We start from the raw sequence: 24,016 nt of genomic DNA on the forward strand, positions 1-24,016 counted from the left end.
TACCGGTTTGCTAGCCGGCAGTGAGCGGCGAAAGGCGGATTTCCACGCGCCGGTTCTGCGCCCTGCCCTCCGGCGTGGCATTCGAAGCGACCGGGTCTGCCTCGCCGCGGCCGATGACGGCGAAGCGGCGGCCATCCGTGCCCTGCGAAACCAGGTAGTTGGCAACAGATCCTGCACGGCGCTGGGACAGGTCGAGATTGTGACTCTCCGAACCCGTGGAATCCGTATAGCCATACACGTCGACCAGCGTCTGATCATAGCGTCTCAGCACGAGGGCCACCGAATTCAGTGTCGGGTAGAAACCGGACTGGATGTCGGACGAATCGGTTGAGAAGGTGATGTTCGACGGCATGTTCAGGACGATATGGTCTCCCATGCGCGTCACGCTGACGCCGGTCCCCTGAAGCTGGTCACGCAATTGCGCTTCCTGCCGGTCCATGTAGTTGCCGATCGTACCACCGGCCAGCGCACCAACGCCGGCGCCGATAAGCGCGTTGCGCCGATCGTCACCACCAGCGAGAAGCCCCAGTCCCGCGCCAGCAAGTGCGCCCAGTGCCGCGCCGCCAGCAGTGTTAGAAATTTTTTGCTGTCCCGTATAGGGATCGGTGGACGTCACGCACCCCGCCGCGAAACCGCAGACCATGGCAACGGCAATTATCTTCTTGAACATCAAGCATCCTCTCCTGTCAGCACAACTTCAGCCCGCGGGAACGCCGCGAGAATCACGTCCCTCGCGCCCTTCTAGCATAAATGCGGCAAAAGCAGCATCAACAGCACCTACTCACCGCGATGCAGGAGCCAATGGAGAACTTGCCCTCCGGCAGCCTTTAAGACACTAGTGGCCCGGTCCCGCCCGACGCTTCCAGTATAGCTATGATTGCGCGTCCCATTCCGGGGAGAACTCGTAATCGCAAATCCGCGCCCCCGCTGCGCGCAACGCGCTGATCGCCTCCATCTCCTCCGGCTCCAGTGCGAAGTCGAAAACGTCGGCGTTCTCGGCCAGGCGCTCCTTGCGGCTGGTACGGGGGATAACGGCCACATCCTCCTGCTGCAGGTGCCAGCGCAGGATCACTTGTCCCGGCGTCTTGCCATGACGTCCTGCCGCCGCTTTCACCGCCGGCTCGTTCAGTAGCGGCCCACCCCTGTAAAGCGGCGCAAAGGAAACCATGGCCATTCCATGCTGGCGGCAGGCCGCGAGCACCTTATCCTGGTTGAGATAAGGATGATATTCGACCTGATTGGCAACCAGAGGTGCCGCCGAACGCTTCACGGCCTCGGCAAGAGTGCGGGTGGGAAAATTGGATACACCGATGTGACGGGTAAGTCCCTCATCGCGAACCCGGTTGAGCGCTTCCATGGTTTCGGCAAGCGGAATATCCGGGTTCGGCCAATGGATCAGCAGCAGGTCCACATAATCCGTGCCGAGCCGTTCCAGGCTGCGCGCAGCCGAGCGCCGAAGATCGTCGGCCGAAAGATCCGTCCACCATACTTTCGTGGTCAGAAAAAGTTCTTCGCGCGACAGGCCGGAGGCCCGGATCCCCTCGCCCACTTCACGCTCATTGTCATACATGGCGGCGGTATCGACGTGGCGGTATCCATGTTCGATCGCGTGCTCCACGAGTTCGGAGCAGGCACGCCCCGACAAGGTCCAGGTCCCAAGCCCTATCACCGGAATTTCGGCTCCATTCGCAACCAGCTTCCTCATGGCACGCCTGCTCCTCTCTTCCATTCGACACGATATCTGCGCGCAAGCATCCAGCCCCGTTGACCCATCTCAATATATGCGCTCCGTATGAACATAACGACTGCCTGCGCATCAAGGGCCAAAGACATTGGATTTATCCGGGAGAAGGCAATGCAATCGGACCAGGTAAAACTTCCTCGGATCGAGCTTATTGATATTGCCCGCGGCGGGGCGCTGGTCGCCATGGCCGTCTATCACTTCACCTGGGACCTCGATGCTTTCGGCTATTTGGAGCCCGGGACCTCCGTGACCGGCGGCTGGAAAATCTTCGCCCGGTCGATTGCCAGTTCTTTCCTCTTTCTGGTCGGCGTCAGCCTCTATCTCGCCCACGGTCAGGGCATTCGATTGCACTCCTTCGCGAAACGTTTGGGTGTGATTATTTTGGCTGCGGGCGCTATCACTCTCGTCACATATTTTGCGACCCCGAATGGCTTCATTTACTTTGGCATTCTCCATCACATCGCGGTCGCCAGCGTCCTTGGTCTCCTGATTCTGAGACTGCCGGTGGTCATTTTGCTCCCACTTGCTGCCGCAGTGATAACCGCACCGCACTACATTCACGCCGATTTCCTCAACCAGCCTGCCTTCTGGTGGACCGGCCTTTCGAACAATGTGCGCCCGTCAAATGATTTCTTCCCGATTTTCCCGTGGTTCTCTGCCGTGATCCTTGGAATTGCAGCGACAAAATTCGCCGCCTTGGCCAATCTCCTTCAGCCGATGGCTGCTATCCGGCCCGCGCGAAAACTGCCGCTTCTACCCGCTATCGGCCAGCACAGCCTGGCCTTTTACCTGCTTCACCAGCCGGTATTGATTTCGGCAGTCTGGTTGTTTGTGCAAGTCGTGCCACCACCCGCTACCGCCACCGCTACGTTCAACCGTGATGCCTGCACGACCCAATGCGCCGCGGAGCGGGACGAAGCGTTCTGCCGCGCCTACTGCTCTTGTGTATTCGACAACGCGGAGGCGCAGAATCGCCTCGACGACCTTTACGCCACCCAGCCGGATGAGGAGACCAGAAACTGGTTGAACGATCTTGCCTTCCAGTGCACCGTTGAGAACAATGGCCAATCGTCGGCAAGATAATGAAGCGTATGGGAGGGGATTGATGAGCGATTCGCTTGAACACGCGCCAAGCCGCTTCCCTTGGCCGCCCGTCCTGTATCTGGCTGCCATCGCGATCAGCGTTCTGCTCAATTATGCCGTGCCGCTGCCGTGGCTGCTCCCGCCCCTATCCGATATTCTCTTCGCAATCGGTTGCTTACTCGTGCTCGCCGCAGCGTATCTCTATATCGGCGCCTTTCGTGCCTTGCAGCGCGGCAACACGACGATCCATCCCACCAAAGGCGCCAATCATCTGGTGACGACGGGACCATTCGCCATCAGCCGCAATCCGATTTACCTCGGCAATACGGTCTTGATGTTCGCGATCGGCATGATTTCCGGAAGTGTCTGGTTCTTCGTGCTTGGCCTTGCAGCCGCGTTCGCCACGCAGAAACTCGCAATCGAGCCCGAAGAACGCCATCTGGAGCTGCGTTTCGGGAAGCGTTTTCGCGACTATCAGAAAAAAGCCCGGCGCTGGTTCTGATCAGGTCTTGACGCCGAGTTCGGCCAGCCGCTCCACACAAGCTTCCTCGGCTTCATCCAGTTCCTGCAGCGCTTCTTCGAGATCGCGCCGCTTCTGCCGCAAGGCCTGCCGCTTTTCCTCAATCTTTTCGACGAGCAGATGCAATTGCCCCACTTCGCCTGGCGGTTCCTTGTAAATCTGTATGATCTCGCGGATCTCGGAAACGGAAAAGCCGAGCCGCCGTCCTCGCAAAATCTGGCGTAAAAGATGGCGATCAGACGGGCGGTACAGCCGCGTCCGCCCGCGCCGCACCGGATGAATGAGCCCTTCATCCTCATAAAAACGGAGCGTACGCGTCGAGATGCCGAACTCGCGGGTTAATTCAGTAATCGTATAATAGTCCCGCATGCACCTACCACCTTGAAGCTGTAGCCGGACCCTTCACTTGATTTACGTAGAAGTCAATTCATGCTTTTTCGTAATTTTTCATGCGGCTTCGTACCAACGCTTTGCAAGGCTCAGATCCTGAAGGAAACGCTGATACTCCGCCTCCGCGGCGTCCGGGTTCGGCAGCCGCAGCAGATAGGAAGGATGAACGGTCACGAGAAGCGAACACCCGTTCAGATCAAGAATGCGCCCCCTCTCCTTGGTCACCGCCATGGAGCGGCCCGTGAGGCCAAGTATGGCCGTCGCTCCCAACGCAACGATCAGCTTGGGCGACACGGTCCGGATTTCCCGATCAAGCCAAAACCGGCAGGCGGAAACCTCGCCGGCGGACGGCTTGCTGTGCACGCGCCTCTTGCCGCGCGGCTCGAACTTGAAATGCTTCACCGCATTGGTGACATAGGTCTTCTTGCGTTCAATGCCGATTTCGGCCAGCGCCCGGTCGAACAGTTGGCCCGCCGGCCCAACGAAAGGCCGACCTGAAAGGTCCTCCTGATCACCCGGCTGCTCTCCCACGAACATGACGGACGCATCCAGCGGTCCTTCACCGGATACCGCCTGCGTAGCCGGGCCATGCAGCGGGCATTCCCGGCAGGAATGTATCTCGTTGCGCATGGCTTCGAAGGAATCCGGATGCGAGACGACCGGCTCGGCACGGCGCATGCGTTCGGCAAGCACGTCGGCGAAACGGGGCCGCGCATCGGGCGCGCGCTCTTCCATTGCTTTGATACGGTTTTGCGCCTGATGCACCATTTCCGGGATAAAGGCAGTTTCCGGCATGGTGGGCCAGTGACGCTTCGGCATCTGCGCTGTCATGGCGTTCACGCGCAGACGCGCGGGATTGAAGGTTGTGCGGTAATAAGCGGTCCAAAGCTCATCCAAGACAGCGTCCCCTGCCGAGGCCGGACGCGCTTCCGCCGGGCCGAAATCCAGTTTCTGGTCACGCCAGGCTATCGTGCCGATGGGCGTACAGATGAGCCAGTCCATGTTGCTGAACCGGTCGACGAAGAAGGACGCCGCGCGATTCAATATAAAGTGCTGCGGCTCATGCCAGGCGACGAAGACTCTAGCGCCATCGATCTCGCGCTCAGAAAACCGAACATAGGCATGCATGCGATAAACGTCTTTATCAACCGCCTTGGCATAGCGTTCAGCCTGCTGGACATCGGCATCGGCAATCCGGTTCAGGACATTGTGCTCACCTTTTCGAATACGCCACAGGAGGCGATAAAGGAGCGAAAACCGATCCGGCGCGCGATGGCAGAGTACTTTCGAAAGCAGTGTCAAAAAGCGGCGGGGGACGTGAACCTGCACACCGCTCTCCGGTACGTTGGTTTCGAGCGTATCGAACAGTGAGCCGGTTTGCTCATCCGTGAAGGCTATCTGTTCAGGTGGCAGATTGCGTGCGAGGCATTGCCGGGCCGCGGCCCGAAAACCCTCCTCATCACAATCCGCCGGCAGCGAAACCATAAGCATCAGGAGAGCGCCAGGGAAAGTTGCTGAGGCTTGGGCGCAAGCCGGTCTTTCAGATGCGCATCGTCCAGGAGCGCGCGCGGCCGCCAGTCCGGCGTGGTGATAAAGGGCCGCACGCGCGCCACCGAGTTGGTCAGCCGCTTAAGCTCGGCAAGGCGAAGGCTAGCGTGCTTGCGCGCGGCGATGATGCCGTCCACCGCCCGCGTGCCCAGCCCCGGAACCCGCAACAGCATCTCGCGGCTTGCCCGGTTGATATCGACCGGAAATAGGTCCCGATGCGTCAGCGCCCAGGCAAGCTTCGGATCGATCGAAAGATCAAGCATGCCGCCGGGCAGCGCCTCTTCTATTTCCGGCAGCGTAAAACCGTAAAAGCGCAAAAGCCAATCGGCCTGATAGAGCCGGTGTTCGCGCATGAGCGGCGTCGGTCTGGCCGGCAAGCTGGCTGATGCATGGCCTGTCGGGCTGAAGGCGGAGTAATAGACCCGTTCCAGAGCGTATGAAGCATAAAGTCCGGCGCTAGCCCGCAATATATCGCGATCCGAAGACGAGTCCGCCCCTACGACCATCTGTGTGCTCTGGCCCGCCGGCGCAAAGCGCGGCGGCCGCGCCCTGCCCGCACGCGTCCGTTCCGAAGAAGCCTCAATCTTCACACGTGTCCTCGCGAGACCCTGCTTGATCTCGGTGGCGGATTTCTCAGGCGCGAGTTCTTCAAGCGCGGCCTCGGCCGGCATTTCAACGTTCATCGAGAGCCGGTCGGCATAAAGCCCCGCTTCGTCAAGCAATTCGGAACTCGCCCCGGGTATGGTTTTGAGGTGGATATAACCACGAAAAGCGTGCTCCTGCCGCAGTGTTCTGGCCACTCGCACGAGGTCGGCCATGGTCTCGTCGGCCGAGCGCGCGATGCCGGATGAAAGAAACAGACCCTCGATGCAGTTGCGCCGATACAGATCCAGCGTAAGTTGCACCACCTCATCGACCTTAAACCGTGCGCGCCGGACATTGCTCGACCGCCGGCTGACACAATAGATGCAGTCGTACTTACAGAAGTTGGTCAGCAGAATTTTCAGAAGCGACACGCAACGCCCGTCCGGCGTAAAGGCGTGACAAATGCTCTGGCCCGTTACGGAGCCGAGCCCCTTTCCCGCCTTGCGCTTATCACCGCCGGAGGAAACGCAAGAGGCGTCATATTTAGCGGCTTCGGCGAGAATTTCCAGTTTTTGAAGCAGGTTGAGAGGCATGCGAACCTCGATTCTGTTCCTTTTTTGTTCTTATACAAGACGGTGTCATTCCCTGCAATCGACTATGCATTTGCCAAATCGTCGCGGGGTGATCCCGCCACGCAAGGAACGAGACGCCGCTCTGGACGTTCGGCGCGGAGTGAACAAGCGCGAAGGGATCGTACCCATGTCCTACTGGAGATTTGCGGCCATGATCGCCACGGGGACGGTCGTAATGTACGGGATTATGTACATGGCCACTTATGAGTTCAGTCACGCAACTTTCAGCGAGTCGCGTGTCTATATGGCTTTGGCGATGGGTGCCACGATGTCCATCGTCATGCTGGCTTACATGTGGGGAATGTATGCCGGCACGGGTGCGAAACTGGGCATCTTCGCAACAGCGCTGGTCGTATTGACTGCCGCAGTGGCCCTCGACAGAAGCCAGTTTCTGGTTGAGGACGTAGGCTTCATGAGTTCGATGATCCCTCATCATTCGATAGCTATTACGAGGAGCGAGCGCGCTCGCATCTCCGATCCGCGGGTCCGCGATCTTGCGCAGCAGATTATCGAAGCTCAGCGGGAAGAAATCGCCGAAATGAAGGCGCTTATAGAGGACCTGAACGAGAACCCTTAGTCAGGCGCCATAGCTTGAACGGAAGCACGATAGAACTAAACCAGCTCCACATCCACCACCCCGGACACGGCGCGCATGGCGGCGGCGATTTGCGGGGAGATGCGATAGCGGTCGGGCAGGCCAATCTCGATCTCGCCCTGCCCGCCTTCCTTGATGACGATCAGGCTGACCTGCCCCTCGCCACGCACGCCAAGCTGTGAGGAGATGGTCGAAACCGGTGCGGCATCGCGCAGATAGATCCGCAGCGCCTTCTGCATGCGGCTGGCCTCTTCTTCCAGCGACTGAACGGTCTGGATGCGCAGGTTGACGCCCTCCGGCCGGTCCTCCGCCTGCACCGTTACAACGACCGAGCGGCCGGGCTCGAGCAGCTCGCGATACTGAAGGAGGCTCTCGGAGAAAAGCACGGCCTCAAACTGTCCGCTGGCATCGGAGAACTGGACGATGCCCATCTTGTTGCCGGTGCGTGTCTTGCGCTCCTGCTTGGCCGTGACGGTACCAGCCAGCCGCCCTGCCGTCGCGCCATGTTTCACCGCCGCCTGGAAATCCGCCCAGCTTTGCACTCGCATTTTCTCCAGCGTTGCAGCGTAATCGTCCAGTGGATGCGCGGAGAGATAGCAGCCCACCGCCTGAAACTCGCGCTGCAGCTTATCGGCGGGCAGCCATGGATCGCATGCCGGAAGATGGATTTTCTGCGGCTCCAGTGCGGCTGACCCAAAGATGTCCCCCTGCCCCATGGCCGCGTCCTCGGCGGCGCGCGCGGCCATGCCCATCAGCCGGTCGATACCGGCAAAGAGTGCGGCCCGGTCATGGCCGAAGCAATCGAATGCGCCGGCACAGATCAGGCTTTCCAGCACACGCTTGCCGACGATCTTCGGATCGACGCGCGCACAGAAATCCTCCAGACTGTCGAACTGCTTCTCCTTACGCTTTTCGACAATATGCTCCACCGCCGCATCGCCCACGCCCTTGATCGCGGCAAGCGAGTAGTAGATGCAGTTCTCTCCCACTTCGAAATCGCGATAGCTGGTCTGGACCGAGGGCGAGACGACCTCGATCCCCAACCGAATGGCATCCCGGCGGAAATCGTTCAGCTTGTCCGTGTTGGCCATGTCGTAGGTCATGGACGCGGCCAGGAACTCGACCGGATAGTGCGCCTTCAGATAGGCGGTCTGGTAGGAAACGATGCCATAAGCGGCTGCGTGCGATTTGTTGAAGCCGTAGTCGGCAAACTTGGCCAAAAGGTCGAAGATGAAGTCGGCCTGCGCCTTCTGAAGCCCGCGCTCGACCGCGCCCTCGACGAAGCGCACGCGCTGCTTGTCCATCTCGGAGCGGATCTTCTTGCCCATGGCGCGGCGCAGAAGATCCGCTTCACCGAGCGAATAGCCGGCAAGCTCTTGGGCGATCTGCATCACCTGCTCCTGGTAGACGATGACGCCTTGCGTCTCCTTGATCAGGTGGTCGATTTTGGGGTGGATGGAGGCGATCTCCTCCTCGCCGTGCTTGCGCGCGTTGTATGTGGGAATATTCTCCATCGGGCCGGGGCGGTAAAGCGCCACCAGCGCGATGATATCCTCGATGCGGTCCGGCTTCATGCCGATCAGCGCCTTGCGCATGCCGGCACTTTCCACCTGAAAGATGCCCACCGTCTCGCCGCGCGACATCATGGCATAGGTGTCAGGATCGTTGTACGGGATCTTGGTCACGTCGATCTCAATGCCGCGACGGCGGATGAGCTTGACTGCCTTTTCCAGAACCGTCAGCGTCTTCAGACCGAGGAAATCGAACTTCACCAGCCCCGCCTGCTCAACCCATTTCATGTTGAACTGGGTAACCGGCATGTCCGAGCGCGGGTCGCGATACATCGGCACCAGTTCGGAGAGCGGCCGGTCACCGATGACGATGCCCGCTGCATGGGTGGAGGCGTGGCGGTAGAGCCCTTCCAGCTTCTGGGCGATCTCCAGGAGTTTGCCGACGATTGGCTCCTTCTCCACCTCCTCGGCAAAGCGCGGCTCGTCCTCGATGGCCTTGGGCAGCGGCGTCGGATTGGCCGGGTTGGACGGCACCATCTTGCACAGCCGGTCCACCTGCCCGTAAGGCATTTGCAGAACGCGCCCCACGTCGCGCAGTACGGCGCGCGCCTGCAGCGTTCCGAAAGTGATGATCTGTGCCACCTGTTCCTGGCCGTACTTCTCCTGCACGTAGCGGATCACCTCGTCGCGGCGGTCCTGGCAGAAGTCGATATCGAAATCCGGCATCGACACGCGGTCGGGATTGAGAAAGCGCTCGAACAGCAGCGAAAAGCGCAGCGGATCCACATCGGTAATCGTCAGCGCATAGGCCACGAGCGAGCCCGCACCGGACCCGCGCCCCGGCCCGACGGGGATGTCCTGCGCCTTCGCCCACTTGATGAAATCCGCAACGATCAGGAAGTAACCTGGAAACTTCATCCGCTCGATAATGCCCAGTTCGTGTTCCAGCCGCTCGACATAATTGTCGCGAGTATAGCCGTCCGCCAGCCCTTGCATTTCAAGCCGCATCTCGAGGCCCTCGCGCGCTTGTCGGCGAAGCTCGTCTGCCTCGGCCTTGAGCACGGCCTCCGGATCATCGGTTTCACCACCGGTAAAGCGCGGCAGAATGGGCGCGCGCGTCTTTGGATAAAACGAGCAGCGCAGCGCGATTTCGACTGTATTGTCCAAGGCCTCCGGCAAATCGGCGAAGAGCTTCGCCATTTCGGCCTGGCTTTTCAGGTAATTGTCGGGCGTGAGCTGGCGCCGGTCATCCATGGCGATGACTACGCCCTCGGCAATGGCGATCAGCGCGTCATGCGCCTCGAAATCCTCGCGCGTCGGAAAGAAGGCCTCATTCGTCGCCACCAGCGGCAGATCGTGACGATAAGCCAGGTCGACGGTTGCCGCCTCGACGGACCGGTCATAGCCCTGGAGGCGCTCCAACTCCACATAAAGGCGGTCGCCGAAAATCTCCTTGAGGAACAGGAGCCGGCCTTCCGCCGCCTCCGCGCGGTCGGCTTTCAGTGGCGTGCCGATCGGCCCGCGCGGACCACCGGACAAGCAGATGATGCCTTCGGCATAGTCCTTGAGCCAGTCGGTAGACACGTGCGGGTCCGCCCCGGCCTCGTTTTCCAGATAGGCACGGCTCACCAGGCGCACGAGATTGCCGTAACCATCCTCCGTAGCCGCGATCAGCACCAGCGGCTCATAGAGGCTTGCACCCTTGCGATTGTTGCTCCGTCGCGCTTCGGCGAAAGAGTCATCGAAGGCAACATCGAGCTGGCAGCCTATTATTGGCTGAACACCTTCCTTCACCGCTTTCTGCGCGAATTCCAGCGCACCGAACAGGTCGTTCGTGTCGGCGATGGCAATGGCGGGAGCTTCGTCCTTGACCGCATGGCCGATAATCTTGCCGAGCGGCAGCGCACCCTCCAGAAGAGAATAGGCAGAGTGCACGCGCAGATGAATGAACGACCGCTCCGGCCGTTCCGGGCGTGCCGCAGTACGAGCGGCTTCCGCCAGCAATGGGTCACGCGTTCGCCTGTCACTTGCCATTTTTTCTCACTGCGCCATCGAGATTCGTCAGATAATTGTCGGGGATCGCCCCGGCATGGTAAAGGCCGACCGTTGGTTACCCCGGATTATCTTCGGCCAGTGGTTCCCGAAACATTTCTCGCACCATCGGTCCCAGTTCGTCCGGATGTTCCGCAATGCGGTCTGCACCAGCGCCCTCAAGCTCGCCGCGATCGCCGTAACCCCACAGAACACCGATGCTCCGCACCCCGTTGGCGCGCGCGCCGATAATATCGTGCATGCGGTCGCCGATCATCACCGTTTGCCCCGCATCGATCGGTTCGCTGGCAAGAATGTGCCGTATCAAGTCCGTTTTGTCAGAGTTCCGGCCATCGGGTTCGGAGCCATGGACTGCATCGAAGTAGATATGCAGCCCGAAATGTTCGAGAATGTCAGCCGTATAGGACTTCACTTTCGAGGTCGCCACCGAAAGAATGTATCCATCTCTGGCAAACCCGGCCAGCACCTCCGAGACACCCGGAATGAGACGGTTTTCGAATTTGCCGACATCGCCATAACGCTCACGGTAGAGCCTCACGCCCTCCCATATGAGCGCTTCATCATCCGTTTCGAGCAACTTGGCAAGATTCGACTGTATCGGCGGCCCGATACACCAGCGCAAATCCTCCGCTGCCGGCGCCAAACGGCCCAGCCTTTCCAAAGCGTATTGCAGAGAGCGTGTGATGCCGACGAAGGGGTCGGTCATAGTCCCGTCGAGATCGAAGAGAAGCGCCGGGCGGGGTTGGAGGCTATCGTTCATGCAAACTCCATAATCACCGCATCGACCGCGAGGCTATCGCCGGGAGCGGCCTTGATGGCGGAGACCGTACAATCGCGCTCGGCGCGGAGGACGTTTTCCATCTTCATGGCCTCGACCACCGCCAGCACCTCGCCCGCCTTCACCTGCTGACCTTCGTCTACGGCGATGGAGACGACCAGCCCCGGCATCGGGCAAAGGAGCATTCTCGATGTGTCCGGCGCCTTGCGCGCCGGCATCAGCCGGTCGAACTCGGCGATGCGCGGGAGCATCACGTGTGCGGTCGCGGCAAAACCCTTCCAGGAGAGCCTGACACCGTTGAGTACGGGGCGGATCTGCACAGCCACCTCCCGCCCATCTATCCGCCCCTCCCAAACAGGCTCGCCCGGCCGCCAGGAGGAGACGAGGTTCAAGGTCTCGCCATCGAGCTGAATGTCCACCTCGGTGGGAATGGACGCCATGCCTTCCACCAGCGAAACCGGCACATAGTCCTTGCCAAGCTTCACCACCCAATCCCGCTTGATGTCGCCTGAATGCGGCGCGAGCCGTCCCGGCAGGCGATCTAGCCGGTCCCGCCGCAATAGCTCGACGGCAAGCGCGACCGCACAGAAGATCGCCCGCGCCTTCTTGTCCGGCTCAGATATGGAAAAGCCTTCCGGATACTCTTCGGCGATGAAACTCGTGGAAAGCTGTCCTTCACGCCAGCGCGGATGGCGCATAAGCGCGGCAAGAAACGGGATGTTGTGCTCGATGCCGTCCACAACAAATCGGTCGAGCGCATCCGACATGGCATCGATGGCCTGAAGACGATCCGGCGCATGGGTACACAGCTTGGCGATCATCGGATCGTAGAACATGGAAATTTCAGACCCTTCCGCGACACCTGTATCGTTGCGCACGGCAACGGCGCCATGCTCCCCCTCTTCAGGTGGGCGGTAGCGGGTCAGCCGTCCGATGGACGGCAGGAAACTGCGTGTCGGGTCTTCCGCATAGATCCGGCTTTCGATAGCCCAGCCGTCCCGCCTCACGTCTTTCTGCGCGATCTTCAGCTTTTCACCCGCGGCGATGCGGATCATTTGCTCGACAAGATCTATGCCCGCCACAAGCTCCGTCACCGGGTGCTCAACCTGCAACCGAGTGTTCATCTCGAGAAAGTAGAAATTCTTGTCCTTGTCCGCGATAAACTCAACCGTACCGGCGCTCTGATAGTCTACGGCCTTGGCCAGCGCCACGGCCTGCGCACCCATGGCTTGGCGTGTCTCCTCGTCGAGAAAAGGCGACGGCGCCTCCTCAACGATTTTCTGGTTGCGCCGCTGAATGGAGCACTCGCGCTCGCCAAGGTGAATGGCGTGGCCGAAACCGTCGGCCAGCACCTGAATCTCGATGTGGCGCGGCTCCTCGACGAACTTCTCGATGAAGATCCGGTCATCGCCGAAGGAGGATGCGGCCTCGGATTTGGAGCGCGCAAAGCCCTCCCGGGCCTCATCATCGTCCCAGGCGACCCGCATACCCTTGCCCCCGCCCCCGGCGGACGCCTTGATCATCACCGGATAGCCGATCTCCGTGGCAATGGCCGCCGCATGATCGGCATTCTCGATCAGCCCGACGAAGCCCGGAACGGTTGATACGCCGGCTTCCCCCGCGATCTTCTTCGAGGTGATCTTGTCGCCCATGGCGCGGATCGCCTTGGGCTTCGGCCCGATGAAGGCGATGCCTTCCGCTTCCAGGCGCTCGCAGAAGTCCGGATTTTCGGAGAGAAAACCATAGCCCGGGTGCACGGCCTCTGCCCCGCTCTCCTTACAGGCCGCGATGATCCGGTCGATGGACAGATAGCTTTGATTCGCCGGCGCCGGCCCGATCTCCACGGCTTCGTCGGCCATCTCGACATGGACGGCATCGACATCAACATCCGAGTAAACGGCGACGGTCGCGATCCCCATTCGGCGCGCCGTCTTTATGACGCGGCAGGCGATCTCCCCCCGATTGGCAATCAAGATCTTTTTGAACATGCAGGCGATTCCCCCAACGGCCATACAGTTCTACGGGCTTGTGCCAAAGCGCTCAAGATCGAGTAAGCGCGAAGCCGTATGGCTGGACAATCGTTCTTGCGCGCGGCGGCATTTCCCGACTACTTTCGAACGCAGTTACACGAGGAGAACAGCCGATGAAAACGCGTGCCGCCGTCGCCACCGCCGCCGGAAAACCACTGGAGATCATGGAGGTCGATCTGGAGGGCCCGCGCGACGGCGAAGTGCTGCTCGAAGTCAAGGCCACAGGCATTTGCCACACGGATGATTTCACCTTGTCGGGCGCCGATCCGGAAGGGCTTTTTCCCACCATTCTCGGCCATGAGGGTGCCGGTGTGGTGGTCGATGTCGGCCCCGGCGTGACAAGCCTGAAGAAGGGCGATCATGTCATTCCGCTCTATACCCCGGAATGCCGTCAGTGCCCCTCCTGCCTGTCGCAGAAGACGAACCTCTGCACGGCCATTCGGGCGACGCAGGGGCAGGGCCTCATGCCCGACGGCACCTCGCGTTTCTCTATCGGCGGGGAGAAACTGCATCACTATATGGGCTGCTCGACCTTCTCCAATCACACGGTCCTGCCGGAGATCGCGGTGGCGAAGGTCAATCCCGAGGCGCCCTTCGACAAAATCTGCTACATCGGCTGCGGCGTGACGACCGGCATCGGTGCCGTCATCAACACCGCCAAGGTAGAGATCGGCTCCACGGCCATCGTCTTCGGACTCGGCGGCATCGGCCTCAATGTCATTCAGGGTCTGCGGCTTGCCGGCGCGGACATGATCATCGGCGTCGATATCAACAATGCCAAGAAGGAATGGGGCGAGAAGTTCGGAATGACGCATTTCGTCAATCCGAAGGAGGTCGAGGGCGATCTCGTGCTCTATCTCGTCGACATGACCAAGCGCGGCGCGGACCAGATTGGCGGGGCAGACTACACCTTCGATTGCACGGGGAATGTTACCGTCATGCGTCAGGCGCTCGAATCGGCTCATCGCGGCTGGGGCGAATCGATCGTCATCGGCGTTGCCGGTGCGGGGCAGGAAATCTCCACGCGTCCTTTCCAGCTCGTCACCGGCCGCACGTGGAAAGGCACGGCCTTCGGCGGCGCACGCGGGCGCACCGACGTGCCGAAGATCGTCGACTGGTACATGGAAGGCAAGATCGACATCGATCCGATGATCACGCACACGCTGTCGCTCGACGAGATCAACAAGGGCTTCGATCTCATGCACGGCGGCGAATCCATCCGCAGCGTGGTAGTGTATTGAGGCCCCGGCATCTTGCCCACGATCTATGTCGATGCTGATGCTTGCCCCGTGAAGGCGGAGGTGACCCGCGTTGCCGAGCGTCACGACGTTCCCGTCGTGTTCGTCTCCAATGGTGGGCTCCGCCCTTCGCGCGATCCGATGGTGCGCCATGTCGTCGTGCCGGGAAAAGCCGACGCCGCGGATGACTGGATTGCCGAGAATGCGGCGGAAGGCGATATCGGCATTACGGCAGACGTGCCGCTTGCATCCCGCCTTGTCGAAAAGGGATTGCAAGTGCTGGCCCCGACCGGCCGAGCTTTCACGCGCGAAAGCATCGGAATGGACGTCGCAATGCGCAACCTGAAGCAGGATCTGCGCGAATCCGGCGAGATCAAGGGCTACAATGCCGGCTTCACCGCCCGGGATCGGTCGGCGTTTCTCCAGGCGCTGGATCTCGCCGTGCGGCGTGCCCTGCGTGAAAATCGCGGGTGAAACCAAGCGCGGCAAATGCTATATGGGATGCATGTATCCCGAAAGGTCACCACAATGAGCAAGCAAACGGCGATCCGCCTTTCCGACGAGACCTACGCACGCCTGCAGGCTTTGGCAAAGCGAACCGGCCGCACGGCCTCCTATTACATTCGCGAAGCCATCGAAGAGCGGCTGGATGATCTCGAGGATATTTATCTGGCCGAAAAAGCGATGGAACGAATCCAACGCGGTGAATCGAAAGTTGTAAGCGCCGAGGAATTCTGGCGTGAACTGGACGATTGAGTACAACACCGCGGTTCGAAAAAGCATCCGTAAGCTGGACCCGCAAACCCGTCACCGAATCCGTCAGTTTCTCAGCGAGCGCCTTGCTTCTCTTGATGATCCCCGCCAACTGGGCGCTGCGCTCAAAGGCTCAAAATTCGGTGACTTCTGGCGTTATCGGGTCGGCGATTACCGCATCATCTGCGTTATTCAGGACCACAAGCTTGTCGTTCTCGTCCTGGAAATCGGCCATCGGAGGGAAATCTACCGGTAGCCGGGTTCAGACTTTCAATCAGCCAGTGAGTTCACGATGAAAACCATTTCCACCGCAAGATCCCATGGCGGCGTTCAGGGCGTTTATTCCCACGCCTCCGAAACCTGCAATTGCGAGATGACCTTCGCCGTCTTCGTGCCGCCGCAGGCGACGGACGGCCCCTGCCCCGTTCTCTGGTATCTCTCGGGCCTGACCTGCACCCATGCGAACGTGATGGACAAAGGCGAATATCGCCGCAAGGCCGCGGAGCTTGGGCTGATCGTTGTCTGCCCGGACACCAGCCCGCGCGGCGAAAAAGTGCCGGACGAGCCGGACAACTGGCAGTTCGGATCCGGGGCCGGGTTCTATCTCGACGCAACCGAAGCGCCCTATTCCGAAAACTACCGCATGTACTCCTATCTCACGAAGGAACTGCCAGCGCTGATCGAAAGGGAATTTCCGGCCGATATGAGCCGGCAGAGCATTTTCGGTCATTCCATGGGCGGCCACGGGGCTCTGACCATTGCTCTCAAAAACCCCGAGCGTTTCAAAAGCTGCTCGGCTTTCGCGCCCATCGTCGAACCATCGACGGCCGGCTGGTCAAAGACGGCATTCGAGCGTTATCTCGGCAGCAATCCTGCCGGCTGGCGCGCTTACGACGCATGTGCGCTCGTGAAAGACGGGCAGCGCTTCGATGAATTCCTCATTGATCAGGGCACAGCCGACGGGTTTCTCGATGAAGGCTTGCGGCCATGGCTGTTCGAAGAAGCGTGCAAAGAGGCCGGTATTCCGCTGACGCTCAATATGCGCGAAGGCTATGACCACTCCTATTTTTTCATTTCTACCTTCATGGAAGACCATCTTGCCTGGCACGCCGCCCGCATGAGCCGCTGATAAGACGTTTAAGAAACCAGGATAAAGTACTGCTCAAATTTTCCTTTTCCCTCCCAATAGAAAACAAACCTGCCGCCGGAGCTTGTTATCCTGCGGCGTGTCCTGCATTCTTCATGTCTAACACTTAAAAAGCTTCAGACAGGAGATGTATCCCGGTGCAGAACACCGCGCACATTTATTCCGAGCTTCCCGACCGTGATACAATGGGCGGGCGGCTCTCTCGTGCCCGCGATTCCGCGGGGTTGACCATTGCAGAGTTGGCACGCCGCCTCGGCGTAAAGGCCTCCACCATTCAAGCCTGGGAAAGCGACCGCTCTCAGCCGCGCGCCAATCGGCTTGCCATGCTGGCCGGCGTCTTGAACGTCAGTCTGTCCTGGCTGCTCCATGGCGTTGGCGCATCGCCAGCGGACGAAAGCCGCTCCGATCTCGTCCAGGCCGTTTCCACCAATCTGCAGCGCCTGCAGCGCCTTCACGAGGAAACGGCAAGCATTATCGCTCAGATCGAGCGGGATCTGGCGCGCGCAGCAAATTTGGAGTAACGACCATTCGGTTGTGAATGGTGAGCCTCAATGCAGGGTGTGGAGGTGACAACACACTTCGCCTGCGCTAGGTTCAAAATTGTCGTGGGTCAAATTGCCCGCCTGTTTGTGGGAGAGAGCAGCCTCGCTGCCGCCGAAGGGGAAATCGCCCGAAATCTCTCAGGCAAATGAACCGCAAACGGGTTAGACACTCTGGAAAGTCGGGGCTTGCGCCCCGCGCCGAAGGTGTAAGCGCTGCCGACAGGGTTCCGGTCGCGCGAGTCTCTCAGGCTTCCGACAGAGGGGCACGGACACGTTGCATGGGCAGCGTGCGTGCAGCTTTGGAGGAATGATGAGCGACGAGAAAACCCTGAGACATCTGCCGCTGGAGGCGATGCATGAGGAAGCCGGGGCGCGTTTCGGCGCCTTTGCCGGCTGGCGCATGCCGTTGACCTATCCTGCCGGCGTGATGAAGGAGCACCTCCATACGCGAGAAAAGGCCGGCCTGTTCGACATCTCGCACATGCAGCTTTTTGCGGTGGAAGGCCCAGGTGCTGCCTCTTTCCTCGAGCGTGCCTGCCCGATCGAAGCGGCGGGCCTTGGGTCAGGCAAGTCCAAATACACGGTGCTGCTGGACGAAGACGCCGGTATTATCGATGACCTGATTATCACGCGCTTGGGCAACGACCGCTTCATGATCGTGGCAAATGCCGGCAATGCGGCAAGGGACGAAGCCCACCTTAGCGCCATTGCCCAAGGCCTCGACGTGCAGATCGAACCATTGGAGCTCGCTTTGCTGGCCCTGCAGGGGCCGGAAGCAGAAAGCGTTCTCATCGGTGCCGGTCTGGACTTGAGCGACCTTACATTCATGACGGCCGTAGAGCCGCACGAAAGGTGGTTTGTCTCACGGTCGGGCTATACGGGCGAAGACGGATTCGAGATCGCGCTGCCCCCTGACGAAGCGCCGGGATTGGCAGAGAAGATCCTGGCGGACGACCGCGTCCAGTGGATTGGCCTTGCAGCGCGGGACAGCTTGCGGCTGGAAGCCGGCCTCTGCCTGCACGGACAGGATCTGACCGAGAAGACCGACCCCGCCAGCGCGACGCTTCTTTGGGCCATCCCCAAGCAATTGCGGGAGGAAGGCGCGTTCGTCGGCGCCGAGGCGCTGCGGCGCATCCGTGCCGAAGGCATCAAGGAAAAGCGCGTCGGGCTAAAGCCGGAAGGACGCCAGCCCGTACGCACCGGTACTCCCCTCGTCGATGAGACCGGGAATGCTGTCGGCCGCGTAACCTCCGGCGGGTTTGGCCCCTCGGTCGGTCACCCGGTCGCCATGGGTTATGTCGCAAGGAACCTTTCCGACCCGGATACACCGCTGTTCGCGGAGGTCCGCGGAAACCGCCTCCCCCTGCGCGTTCATCCGCTCCCCTTCACGCCACACCGTTATCGCAAAGGATAATCAGCATGAGCACGACTTACTTTACCGAGGACCACGAGTGGATCCACGTCGAGAACGGAATGGCGACGGTCGGCATCACCAACTATGCGCAGGAGCAGCTCGGCGATCTGGTTTTCGTGGAGCTTCCCGAAAAGGGTGGCAGCTTGACCAAGGGTGACACCGCCGTCGTCGTCGAATCCGTGAAGGCTGCCTCGGATGTCTATGCGCCGGCCGACGGCGAGGTAACGGAGGTGAACGATGCGCTGAGCAGCGATCCTTCCCTCGTCAACACCGCACCCACGGGCGACGGCTGGCTTTGGAAGATGAAGCTGTCCGAGGAATCCCAGCTCGAAGGTCTCATGGACGAAGAAGCCTACAAGGCGAAGATCGCCTAGGAGTTTGCATGCCCGATAAAAACGACACTTTTGCCACCCGCCACATCGGCCTGGGGGCGGATGCAACGAAAGCTATGCTGACAGCACTCGGCGTAACCTCGCTCGAGACGCTGATCAGCCAGGCGGTACCGAACTCGATACGGCTTGACCACCCGCTCGACCTGCCGAAGGCCGCAAGCGAGGCCGAGGCGCTGGGCGAGCTTCAAAGCCGAATGCGCGAGAACAAGGTGCTGAAGAGCTTCATCGGCGCTGGCTATCATGGATGCCATGTGCCGCCGGTCATCCAGCGCAACATGTTCGAGAACCCGGCATGGTACACCGCTTACACGCCCTACCAGTCGGAAATCAGCCAAGGCCGGCTGGAAATGCTCTTTCATTTCCAGACGCTGGTGACAGAGCTTACCGGCCTGCCCATTGCCTCCGCTTCGCTGCTCGACGAGGCCTCGGCGGTTGCCGAAGCTGTCGGCATCGCGTGGCGTCACCATCGCGGCAAGCGCAATCGGCTCGCCATCGCCGCCCCCCTTCACCCGCAGACGCAAGACGTGGTGGAAACGCGCGCCGAACCGCTGGGCATGGAGATCGACGGCACAACGGTCGATGACGACACCTTCGCGCTCATCGTTCCCTGGCCGGATACACGTGGTGTCTACGGCGTCCATGCGGACATCATTGCCAGGGCACAGGCGAAGGACGCGATCGTCGTATTTGTTGCCGATCCTCTGGGCCTGCTTGTCAGCGAGACGCCGGCGGCGCTCGGCGCGGAGATCGCTGTCGGCTCCATGCAGCGCTTTGGCGTACCAATGGGCTTCGGCGGGCCGCATGCGGCCTATTGCGCGGTTTCGGACCGGCTGACGCGGCTTATGCCCGGCCGCCTTGTCGGCCAGTCAACCGATGCTCACGGCCGCCCCGGCTACCGTCTTGCGCTGCAAACGCGCGAGCAGCACATCCGCCGCGACAAGGCGACTTCGAACATCTGCACCGCCCAGGCGCTACTCGCCAACATGGCGGCCGCCTATGCGGTCTGGCATGGCCCGGAAGGGCTTCGCGCCATCGCAGATCATGTGCATGGCCTGGCCGCGCGCCTTCATGCGGGGCTGAAATCCACCGGGCTTGAAATGGCCGGCGACTCGATCTTCGACACGGTCACCGTCTCGGTGCCGGGCAAGGCCGAAGAGATCGCTGCCAGGGCCGAGAAGGAGGGCCGCCTGCTGCGCGTCATTGACGCCGACCGCGTCAGCGTCGCCTTCGACGAGACCTCGACGGAAGCGGACCTGAACGCGCTTGCGGCGCTCTTCGACGCTTCTATTCCGGAAAGCGCCAAGCCGATTGCCCCGGCAGCGCCGCGCGGCTCCACGTTCCTCACCCAGCCGGTTTTTCATGAAAACCGGTCCGAGACCGAGATGATGCGCTTTCTGCGCAAGTTGGGTGATAAGGACCTGGCGCTCGACCGCGCTATGATCCCGCTCGGCTCCTGCACGATGAAGCTGAATGCTGCGGCGGAGATGATGCCGGTAAGCTGGCAGGAGGTGAACGGGCTTCACCCCTTCGCGCCGGAGGTACATACGGCGGGTTACCGCCGCATGATCGAAGATCTGGACCGTTGGCTTTCGGAGATCACCGGCTTTGATTCCGTTTCCCTTCAGCCCAACGCCGGTAGCCAGGGTGAATATGCCGGGCTGATCGCCATCCGCCGTTATCATCGAGAGCGCGGCGAGAGTGAGCGCGATGTCTGCCTTATCCCCTCCTCCGCTCACGGCACCAATCCGGCTTCCGCTTCGATGGCCGGGATGCGAGTCGTGGTCGTGCGCTGCACGGAAAGCGGGGACATCGACGTGGAAGATCTGAAAGCCAAGGCGTCGGATCATTCAGATCGGCTTGCTGCCCTGATGCTCACCTATCCCTCAACCCATGGCGTCTTCGAAGAAGGCGTGCGAGATATGTGTGCCGTCATCCACGAGCACGGGGGGCAGGTCTATCTTGACGGCGCGAACCTCAATGCGCTGGTCGGCCTTGCGCGGCCGGGCGATCTGGGCGCGGACGTCTGCCATATGAATCTGCACAAGACCTTCTGCATTCCCCATGGCGGCGGCGGACCCGGAATCGGCCCGATTGGCGTTAAAAAGCATCTCGAGCCTTTCCTGCCCGGCCACGTCGCGCAGGGCGGCAGTCATGCGGTCGCGGCCGCTCCGTTCGGCAGCGCCTCCATCCTGCCCATCACCTGGATGTATATCCGTATGATGGGCCCCGACGGGCTCACCCGGGCGACCGAAATGGCGATCCTCAACGCAAACTATATCGCCGAGCGCCTGAAGGAGCATTATCCCGTGCTCTACAGGGGCCGCAACGACCGCGTGGCGCATGAATGCATCCTCGACACCCGCGTGTTGAAGGAGCGCGCCGGCATCACCGTAGAGGATGTCGCAAAACGTCTCATCGACTACGGCTTCCACGCGCCTACCATGTCCTGGCCCGTGGCGGGAACGCTCATGGTGGAGCCGACCGAATCCGAGCCGAAAGCCGAGCTCGACCGCTTTTGCGACGCGATGATCTCGATTGCTGAGGAAACCGCGCGTGTGGAAAAAGGCGAGTGGCCCAAGGACGACAATCCGCTTGTCAACGCGCCCCACACGGCGATGGAACTGATGGCCGAGGAATGGTCCCACCCCTACTCGCGCGCGGAAGCCGCCTTCCCGTCCGGCAGTATGGAGGCAGCTTCGAAATTCTGGCCGCCCGTTTCCCGCGTGGACAACGTCACCGGCGACCGCAATCTCGTCTGCTCCTGCCCGCCCATGGAAGCGTTGGCGAGTTAGCTGGATCAGAAATTGTTAACCAAGCCGGTGTGCTCCTGTTAAGGAGTACGCCGGCATAATGCCGTTGGCGAAAGACCGCTCTTCTTGTAAGCCGGTTCGCAACTGCCGAACGGAACCGGAACGGCCTTCGCTTCACCATGAAATTCATGGCAAACTCACCACTGATTCGTGGGGCTAGAAAGTACACTCTGAATGGACGACACCAACGACCTTTTCTCCGGACTGCCCCCGACCGAGCGCGTAAAGCAGCCGGAAGCGCCTTCCGCGCCCGAGCGAAAAGCACCGCGGCCGGCTCAGAAGCGCCCGACGGAAGCAGATGATACCGGCGGCGGGTATAGCGCGGCCGATATCGAGGTTCTGGAGGGGCTTGAGCCCGTGCGGCGGCGCCCTGGCATGTATATCGGCGGCACCGACAGCAAGGCGCTGCACCACCTTTTCGCCGAGGTCATCGATAACTCCATGGACGAGGCGGTGGCCGGCCATGCAAGCTTCATCGAGGTCGAACTCAGCGAGGATGGGTTTCTGACCGTCACGGACAATGGCCGAGGCATTCCTGTCGACCCGCATCCCAAGTTCAAGAACAGGTCAGCCCTCGAAATCATCATGACCACACTGCATGCGGGCGGCAAGTTCGATTCGAAGGCCTATGAGACCTCCGGCGGCCTGCACGGCGTCGGCGTGTCCGTGGTCAACGCCCTGTCGGAAAATCTCGAGGTGGAGGTCGCGCGCAACCGCCAGCTTTACCGCCAGCGCTTCGTGCGCGGCAAGCCTCAAGGCGGAGTTGAATCCCTGGGCGACATCCACAACCGCCGCGGGACACGCGTGCGCTTCAAGCCGGATGCGGAGATTTTCGGCGCAAATGCGAAGTTCGATCCCGCTCGCCTTTACAAGATGGCGCGCTCAAAAGCCTATCTCTTTGGCGGCGTTGAAATTCGCTGGTCCTGCGCCCCTGCCCTACTGAAGGAGAAGGATGAGACGCCGGAAAAGGCCTCTTTCCATTTCCCTGGCGGCCTGAAGGATTTCCTCGAAGCCTCTCTGGATGGTGAGTTCCAGGTCACCAGTGGCCTCTTTGCCGGGCGCAGCGAAAAGCGCGGCGGCCACGGCGCGGTCGAATGGGCCGTCACTTGGTATGGCGGTGACGCATTCCTCGATTCTTATTGTAACACGGTGCCCACCCCCGAAGGCGGCACGCACGAGGCCGGTTTTCGCAGCGCGCTGTTAAAGGGCCTGCGCGGCTATGCGGATCTGACGGGCAATAACAAGCGCGCCTCCGTTATCACCGCCGAGGACGTTATGATTTCGGCTGCGGGCATGCTCTCCGTCTTTGTGCGTGAGCCCGAGTTCGTCGGTCAGACGAAGGACAGGCTCGCAACGGCTGCCGCAAGCCGGATGGTGGAAAACGCGGTGCGTGATCCGTTCGATCACTGGCTTGCCGACAATCCGGCCGAAGCTTCCAAGCTGCTGGAATGGGTGATCGCGCGCGCCGACGAGCGCCTGCGCCGCCGCAAGGAACGGGAAGTGAACCGCAAGAGCGCGGTTCGCAAATTGCGCCTGCCCGGCAAGCTCGCCGACTGTACCATGACCGCGGCAGCCGGCGCCGAAATCTTTATCGTCGAGGGTGACTCGGCCGGCGGCTCGGCCAAGCAGGCCCGCAGTCGCGCTTCACAGGCCGTGCTCCCCCTGCGCGGTAAAATCCTCAACGTCGCGAGCGCTGCCTCCGGCAAGCTCGCATCCAACCAGCAGATTGCCGACATCATCCAGGCATTGGGTTGTGGCACGCGCTCGAAATACCGCGAGCAGGATCTGCGCTATGAGCGCATCATCATCATGACCGACGCCGACGTCGACGGCGCGCACATCGCTTCCCTGCTCATCACCTTTTTCTATCAGGAAATGCCGCAACTCATTTCCGGCGGGCATCTTTTTCTTGCCGTGCCTCCGCTCTACCGCCTCACCCAGGGCGGCAAGACGATGTACGCCCGCGACGACGCGCACAAGGAGGAGCTTCTGAGCACGGAGTTCACTGGCCGCGGAAAAGTCGAGGTCAGCCGCTTCAAAGGCTTGGGCGAGATGATGCCGGCGCAGCTCAAGGAAACGACCATGGATCCCGAGCACAGGACCCTTCTGCGGGTCGATGTGCTGGAGGAAGAGGCCGAGGCCACGAAGCTGGCCGTCGAAGCGCTGATGGGCACCAAGCCCGAAGCGCGCTTCCGCTTTATCCAGGAGAACGCGGAGTTCGTTGAGGAGCTGGATATCTAGTCGGCCTAGCG

At 60.9% G+C, this 24,016-nt stretch carries 21 protein-coding genes and 1 riboswitch; of the genes, 13 read left to right on the forward strand and 8 right to left on the reverse strand.

Going from position 1 to position 24,016, the window contains the following annotated elements; translation table 11 throughout:
- Window positions 1–10 precede the first annotated feature (10 nt).
- Both LY631_RS06485 and LY631_RS06490 read right to left on the reverse strand, forming a co-directional pair.
- Window positions 11–670: an OmpA family protein gene (locus LY631_RS06485; RefSeq protein WP_274424320.1), complete on the reverse strand. Its 660-nt coding sequence runs from the start codon at window positions 668–670 to the stop codon at window positions 11–13.
- 201 nt (window positions 671–871) lie between these two features.
- Window positions 872–1,705, reverse strand: coding sequence for an aldo/keto reductase (locus tag LY631_RS06490; RefSeq protein WP_274424321.1), 834 nt, complete (start codon window positions 1,703–1,705; stop codon window positions 872–874).
- Between the two features lie 150 nt (window positions 1,706–1,855).
- On the opposite strand from LY631_RS06490, the gene LY631_RS06495 reads away from it, so the two are divergent.
- Window positions 1,856–2,827: a heparan-alpha-glucosaminide N-acetyltransferase gene (locus tag LY631_RS06495; protein ID WP_274424323.1), complete on the forward strand. Its 972-nt coding sequence runs from the start codon at window positions 1,856–1,858 to the stop codon at window positions 2,825–2,827.
- A gap of 22 nt (window positions 2,828–2,849) precedes the next feature.
- Window positions 2,850–3,329: a methyltransferase family protein gene (locus LY631_RS06500; protein WP_274424325.1), complete on the forward strand. Its 480-nt coding sequence runs from the start codon at window positions 2,850–2,852 to the stop codon at window positions 3,327–3,329.
- Here the strand turns inward: LY631_RS06500 and LY631_RS06505 are convergent, their stop codons facing one another.
- The 3 genes from LY631_RS06505 to LY631_RS06515 all read right to left on the reverse strand — a co-directional run bounded on the left by LY631_RS06505 (window position 3,330) and on the right by LY631_RS06515 (window position 6,463).
- On the reverse strand, window positions 3,330–3,716 hold the full coding sequence (locus LY631_RS06505; protein WP_274424326.1) for a MerR family transcriptional regulator: 387 nt from the start codon (window positions 3,714–3,716) through the stop codon (window positions 3,330–3,332). It lies immediately after the preceding gene.
- A 78-nt stretch (window positions 3,717–3,794) separates the two neighbouring features.
- Window positions 3,795–5,228, reverse strand: a complete 1,434-nt coding sequence (locus tag LY631_RS06510; protein ID WP_274424327.1) for a UdgX family uracil-DNA binding protein — start codon at window positions 5,226–5,228, stop codon at window positions 3,795–3,797.
- Window positions 5,228–6,463 (reverse strand): putative DNA modification/repair radical SAM protein, encoded by a 1,236-nt coding sequence (locus LY631_RS06515; RefSeq protein WP_274424328.1) that lies wholly within the window; start codon window positions 6,461–6,463, stop codon window positions 5,228–5,230. Before LY631_RS06515 ends, LY631_RS06510 begins: the two co-directional genes overlap by 1 nt.
- 139 nt (window positions 6,464–6,602) lie before the next feature.
- On the opposite strand from LY631_RS06515, the gene LY631_RS06520 reads away from it, so the two are divergent.
- The gene (locus tag LY631_RS06520; protein WP_338000418.1) at window positions 6,603–7,079 is read left to right on the forward strand and encodes a DUF305 domain-containing protein; all 477 of its coding nucleotides are present in this window, start codon (window positions 6,603–6,605) and stop codon (window positions 7,077–7,079) included.
- 35 nt (window positions 7,080–7,114) lie between these two features.
- Here LY631_RS06520 and dnaE read toward each other — a convergent pair whose 3' ends face one another.
- From dnaE to LY631_RS06535, 3 genes are all read right to left on the reverse strand, one after another.
- Window positions 7,115–10,642 (reverse strand): DNA polymerase III subunit alpha, encoded by a 3,528-nt coding sequence (gene dnaE, locus LY631_RS06525; RefSeq protein ID WP_274424329.1) that lies wholly within the window; start codon window positions 10,640–10,642, stop codon window positions 7,115–7,117.
- 76 nt (window positions 10,643–10,718) lie between these two features.
- Window positions 10,719–11,420: an HAD hydrolase-like protein gene (locus LY631_RS06530; protein ID WP_274424330.1), complete on the reverse strand. Its 702-nt coding sequence runs from the start codon at window positions 11,418–11,420 to the stop codon at window positions 10,719–10,721.
- On the reverse strand, window positions 11,417–13,426 hold the full coding sequence (locus LY631_RS06535; protein ID WP_274424331.1) for an acetyl-CoA carboxylase biotin carboxylase subunit: 2,010 nt from the start codon (window positions 13,424–13,426) through the stop codon (window positions 11,417–11,419). Before LY631_RS06535 ends, LY631_RS06530 begins: the two co-directional genes overlap by 4 nt.
- A gap of 155 nt (window positions 13,427–13,581) precedes the next feature.
- On the opposite strand from LY631_RS06535, the gene LY631_RS06540 reads away from it, so the two are divergent.
- The 10 genes from LY631_RS06540 (at window position 13,582) to parE (ending at window position 24,005) form a co-directional block, all read left to right on the forward strand.
- Window positions 13,582–14,709: an S-(hydroxymethyl)glutathione dehydrogenase/class III alcohol dehydrogenase gene (locus tag LY631_RS06540; RefSeq protein WP_274424332.1), complete on the forward strand. Its 1,128-nt coding sequence runs from the start codon at window positions 13,582–13,584 to the stop codon at window positions 14,707–14,709.
- A 12-nt stretch (window positions 14,710–14,721) separates the two neighbouring features.
- Window positions 14,722–15,180: a YaiI/YqxD family protein gene (locus tag LY631_RS06545; protein WP_274424333.1), complete on the forward strand. Its 459-nt coding sequence runs from the start codon at window positions 14,722–14,724 to the stop codon at window positions 15,178–15,180.
- 54 nt (window positions 15,181–15,234) lie between these two features.
- The gene (gene relB / locus LY631_RS06550) at window positions 15,235–15,462 is read left to right on the forward strand and encodes a type II toxin-antitoxin system RelB family antitoxin (protein WP_274424334.1); all 228 of its coding nucleotides are present in this window, start codon (window positions 15,235–15,237) and stop codon (window positions 15,460–15,462) included.
- Complete coding sequence (locus tag LY631_RS06555) at window positions 15,446–15,715, forward strand: type II toxin-antitoxin system RelE family toxin (RefSeq protein WP_274424335.1); 270 nt, start codon at window positions 15,446–15,448, stop codon at window positions 15,713–15,715. The genes relB and LY631_RS06555 overlap by 17 nt, the downstream gene beginning before the upstream one ends.
- A 36-nt stretch (window positions 15,716–15,751) precedes the next feature.
- Complete coding sequence (gene fghA / locus LY631_RS06560; protein ID WP_274424336.1) at window positions 15,752–16,588, forward strand: S-formylglutathione hydrolase; 837 nt, start codon at window positions 15,752–15,754, stop codon at window positions 16,586–16,588.
- 155 nt (window positions 16,589–16,743) lie between these two features.
- Window positions 16,744–17,127, forward strand: coding sequence for a helix-turn-helix domain-containing protein (locus LY631_RS06565; RefSeq protein WP_274424337.1), 384 nt, complete (start codon window positions 16,744–16,746; stop codon window positions 17,125–17,127).
- 99 nt (window positions 17,128–17,226) lie between these two features.
- Window positions 17,227–17,312: riboswitch (glycine riboswitch) on the forward strand.
- 146 nt (window positions 17,313–17,458) lie between these two features.
- Entirely contained in the window at window positions 17,459–18,562 is a 1,104-nt protein-coding gene (gene gcvT / locus LY631_RS06570) for a glycine cleavage system aminomethyltransferase GcvT (protein WP_274424338.1), read from the forward strand.
- Window positions 18,563–18,567: 5 nt separating this feature from the next.
- Window positions 18,568–18,936, forward strand: coding sequence for a glycine cleavage system protein GcvH (gene gcvH, locus LY631_RS06575; protein ID WP_274424339.1), 369 nt, complete (start codon window positions 18,568–18,570; stop codon window positions 18,934–18,936).
- Window positions 18,937–18,944: 8 nt separating this feature from the next.
- Window positions 18,945–21,746 (forward strand): aminomethyl-transferring glycine dehydrogenase, encoded by a 2,802-nt coding sequence (gene gcvP / locus LY631_RS06580; protein WP_274424340.1) that lies wholly within the window; start codon window positions 18,945–18,947, stop codon window positions 21,744–21,746.
- A 192-nt stretch (window positions 21,747–21,938) separates the two neighbouring features.
- On the forward strand, window positions 21,939–24,005 hold the full coding sequence (gene parE / locus LY631_RS06585) for a DNA topoisomerase IV subunit B (RefSeq protein WP_274424341.1): 2,067 nt from the start codon (window positions 21,939–21,941) through the stop codon (window positions 24,003–24,005).
- The last annotated feature ends 11 nt before the right edge of the window (window positions 24,006–24,016 follow it).

The sequence above is a fragment of the Chelativorans sp. YIM 93263 genome, assembly GCF_028767125.1.
Classification (GTDB): domain Bacteria; phylum Pseudomonadota; class Alphaproteobacteria; order Rhizobiales; family Rhizobiaceae; genus Chelativorans.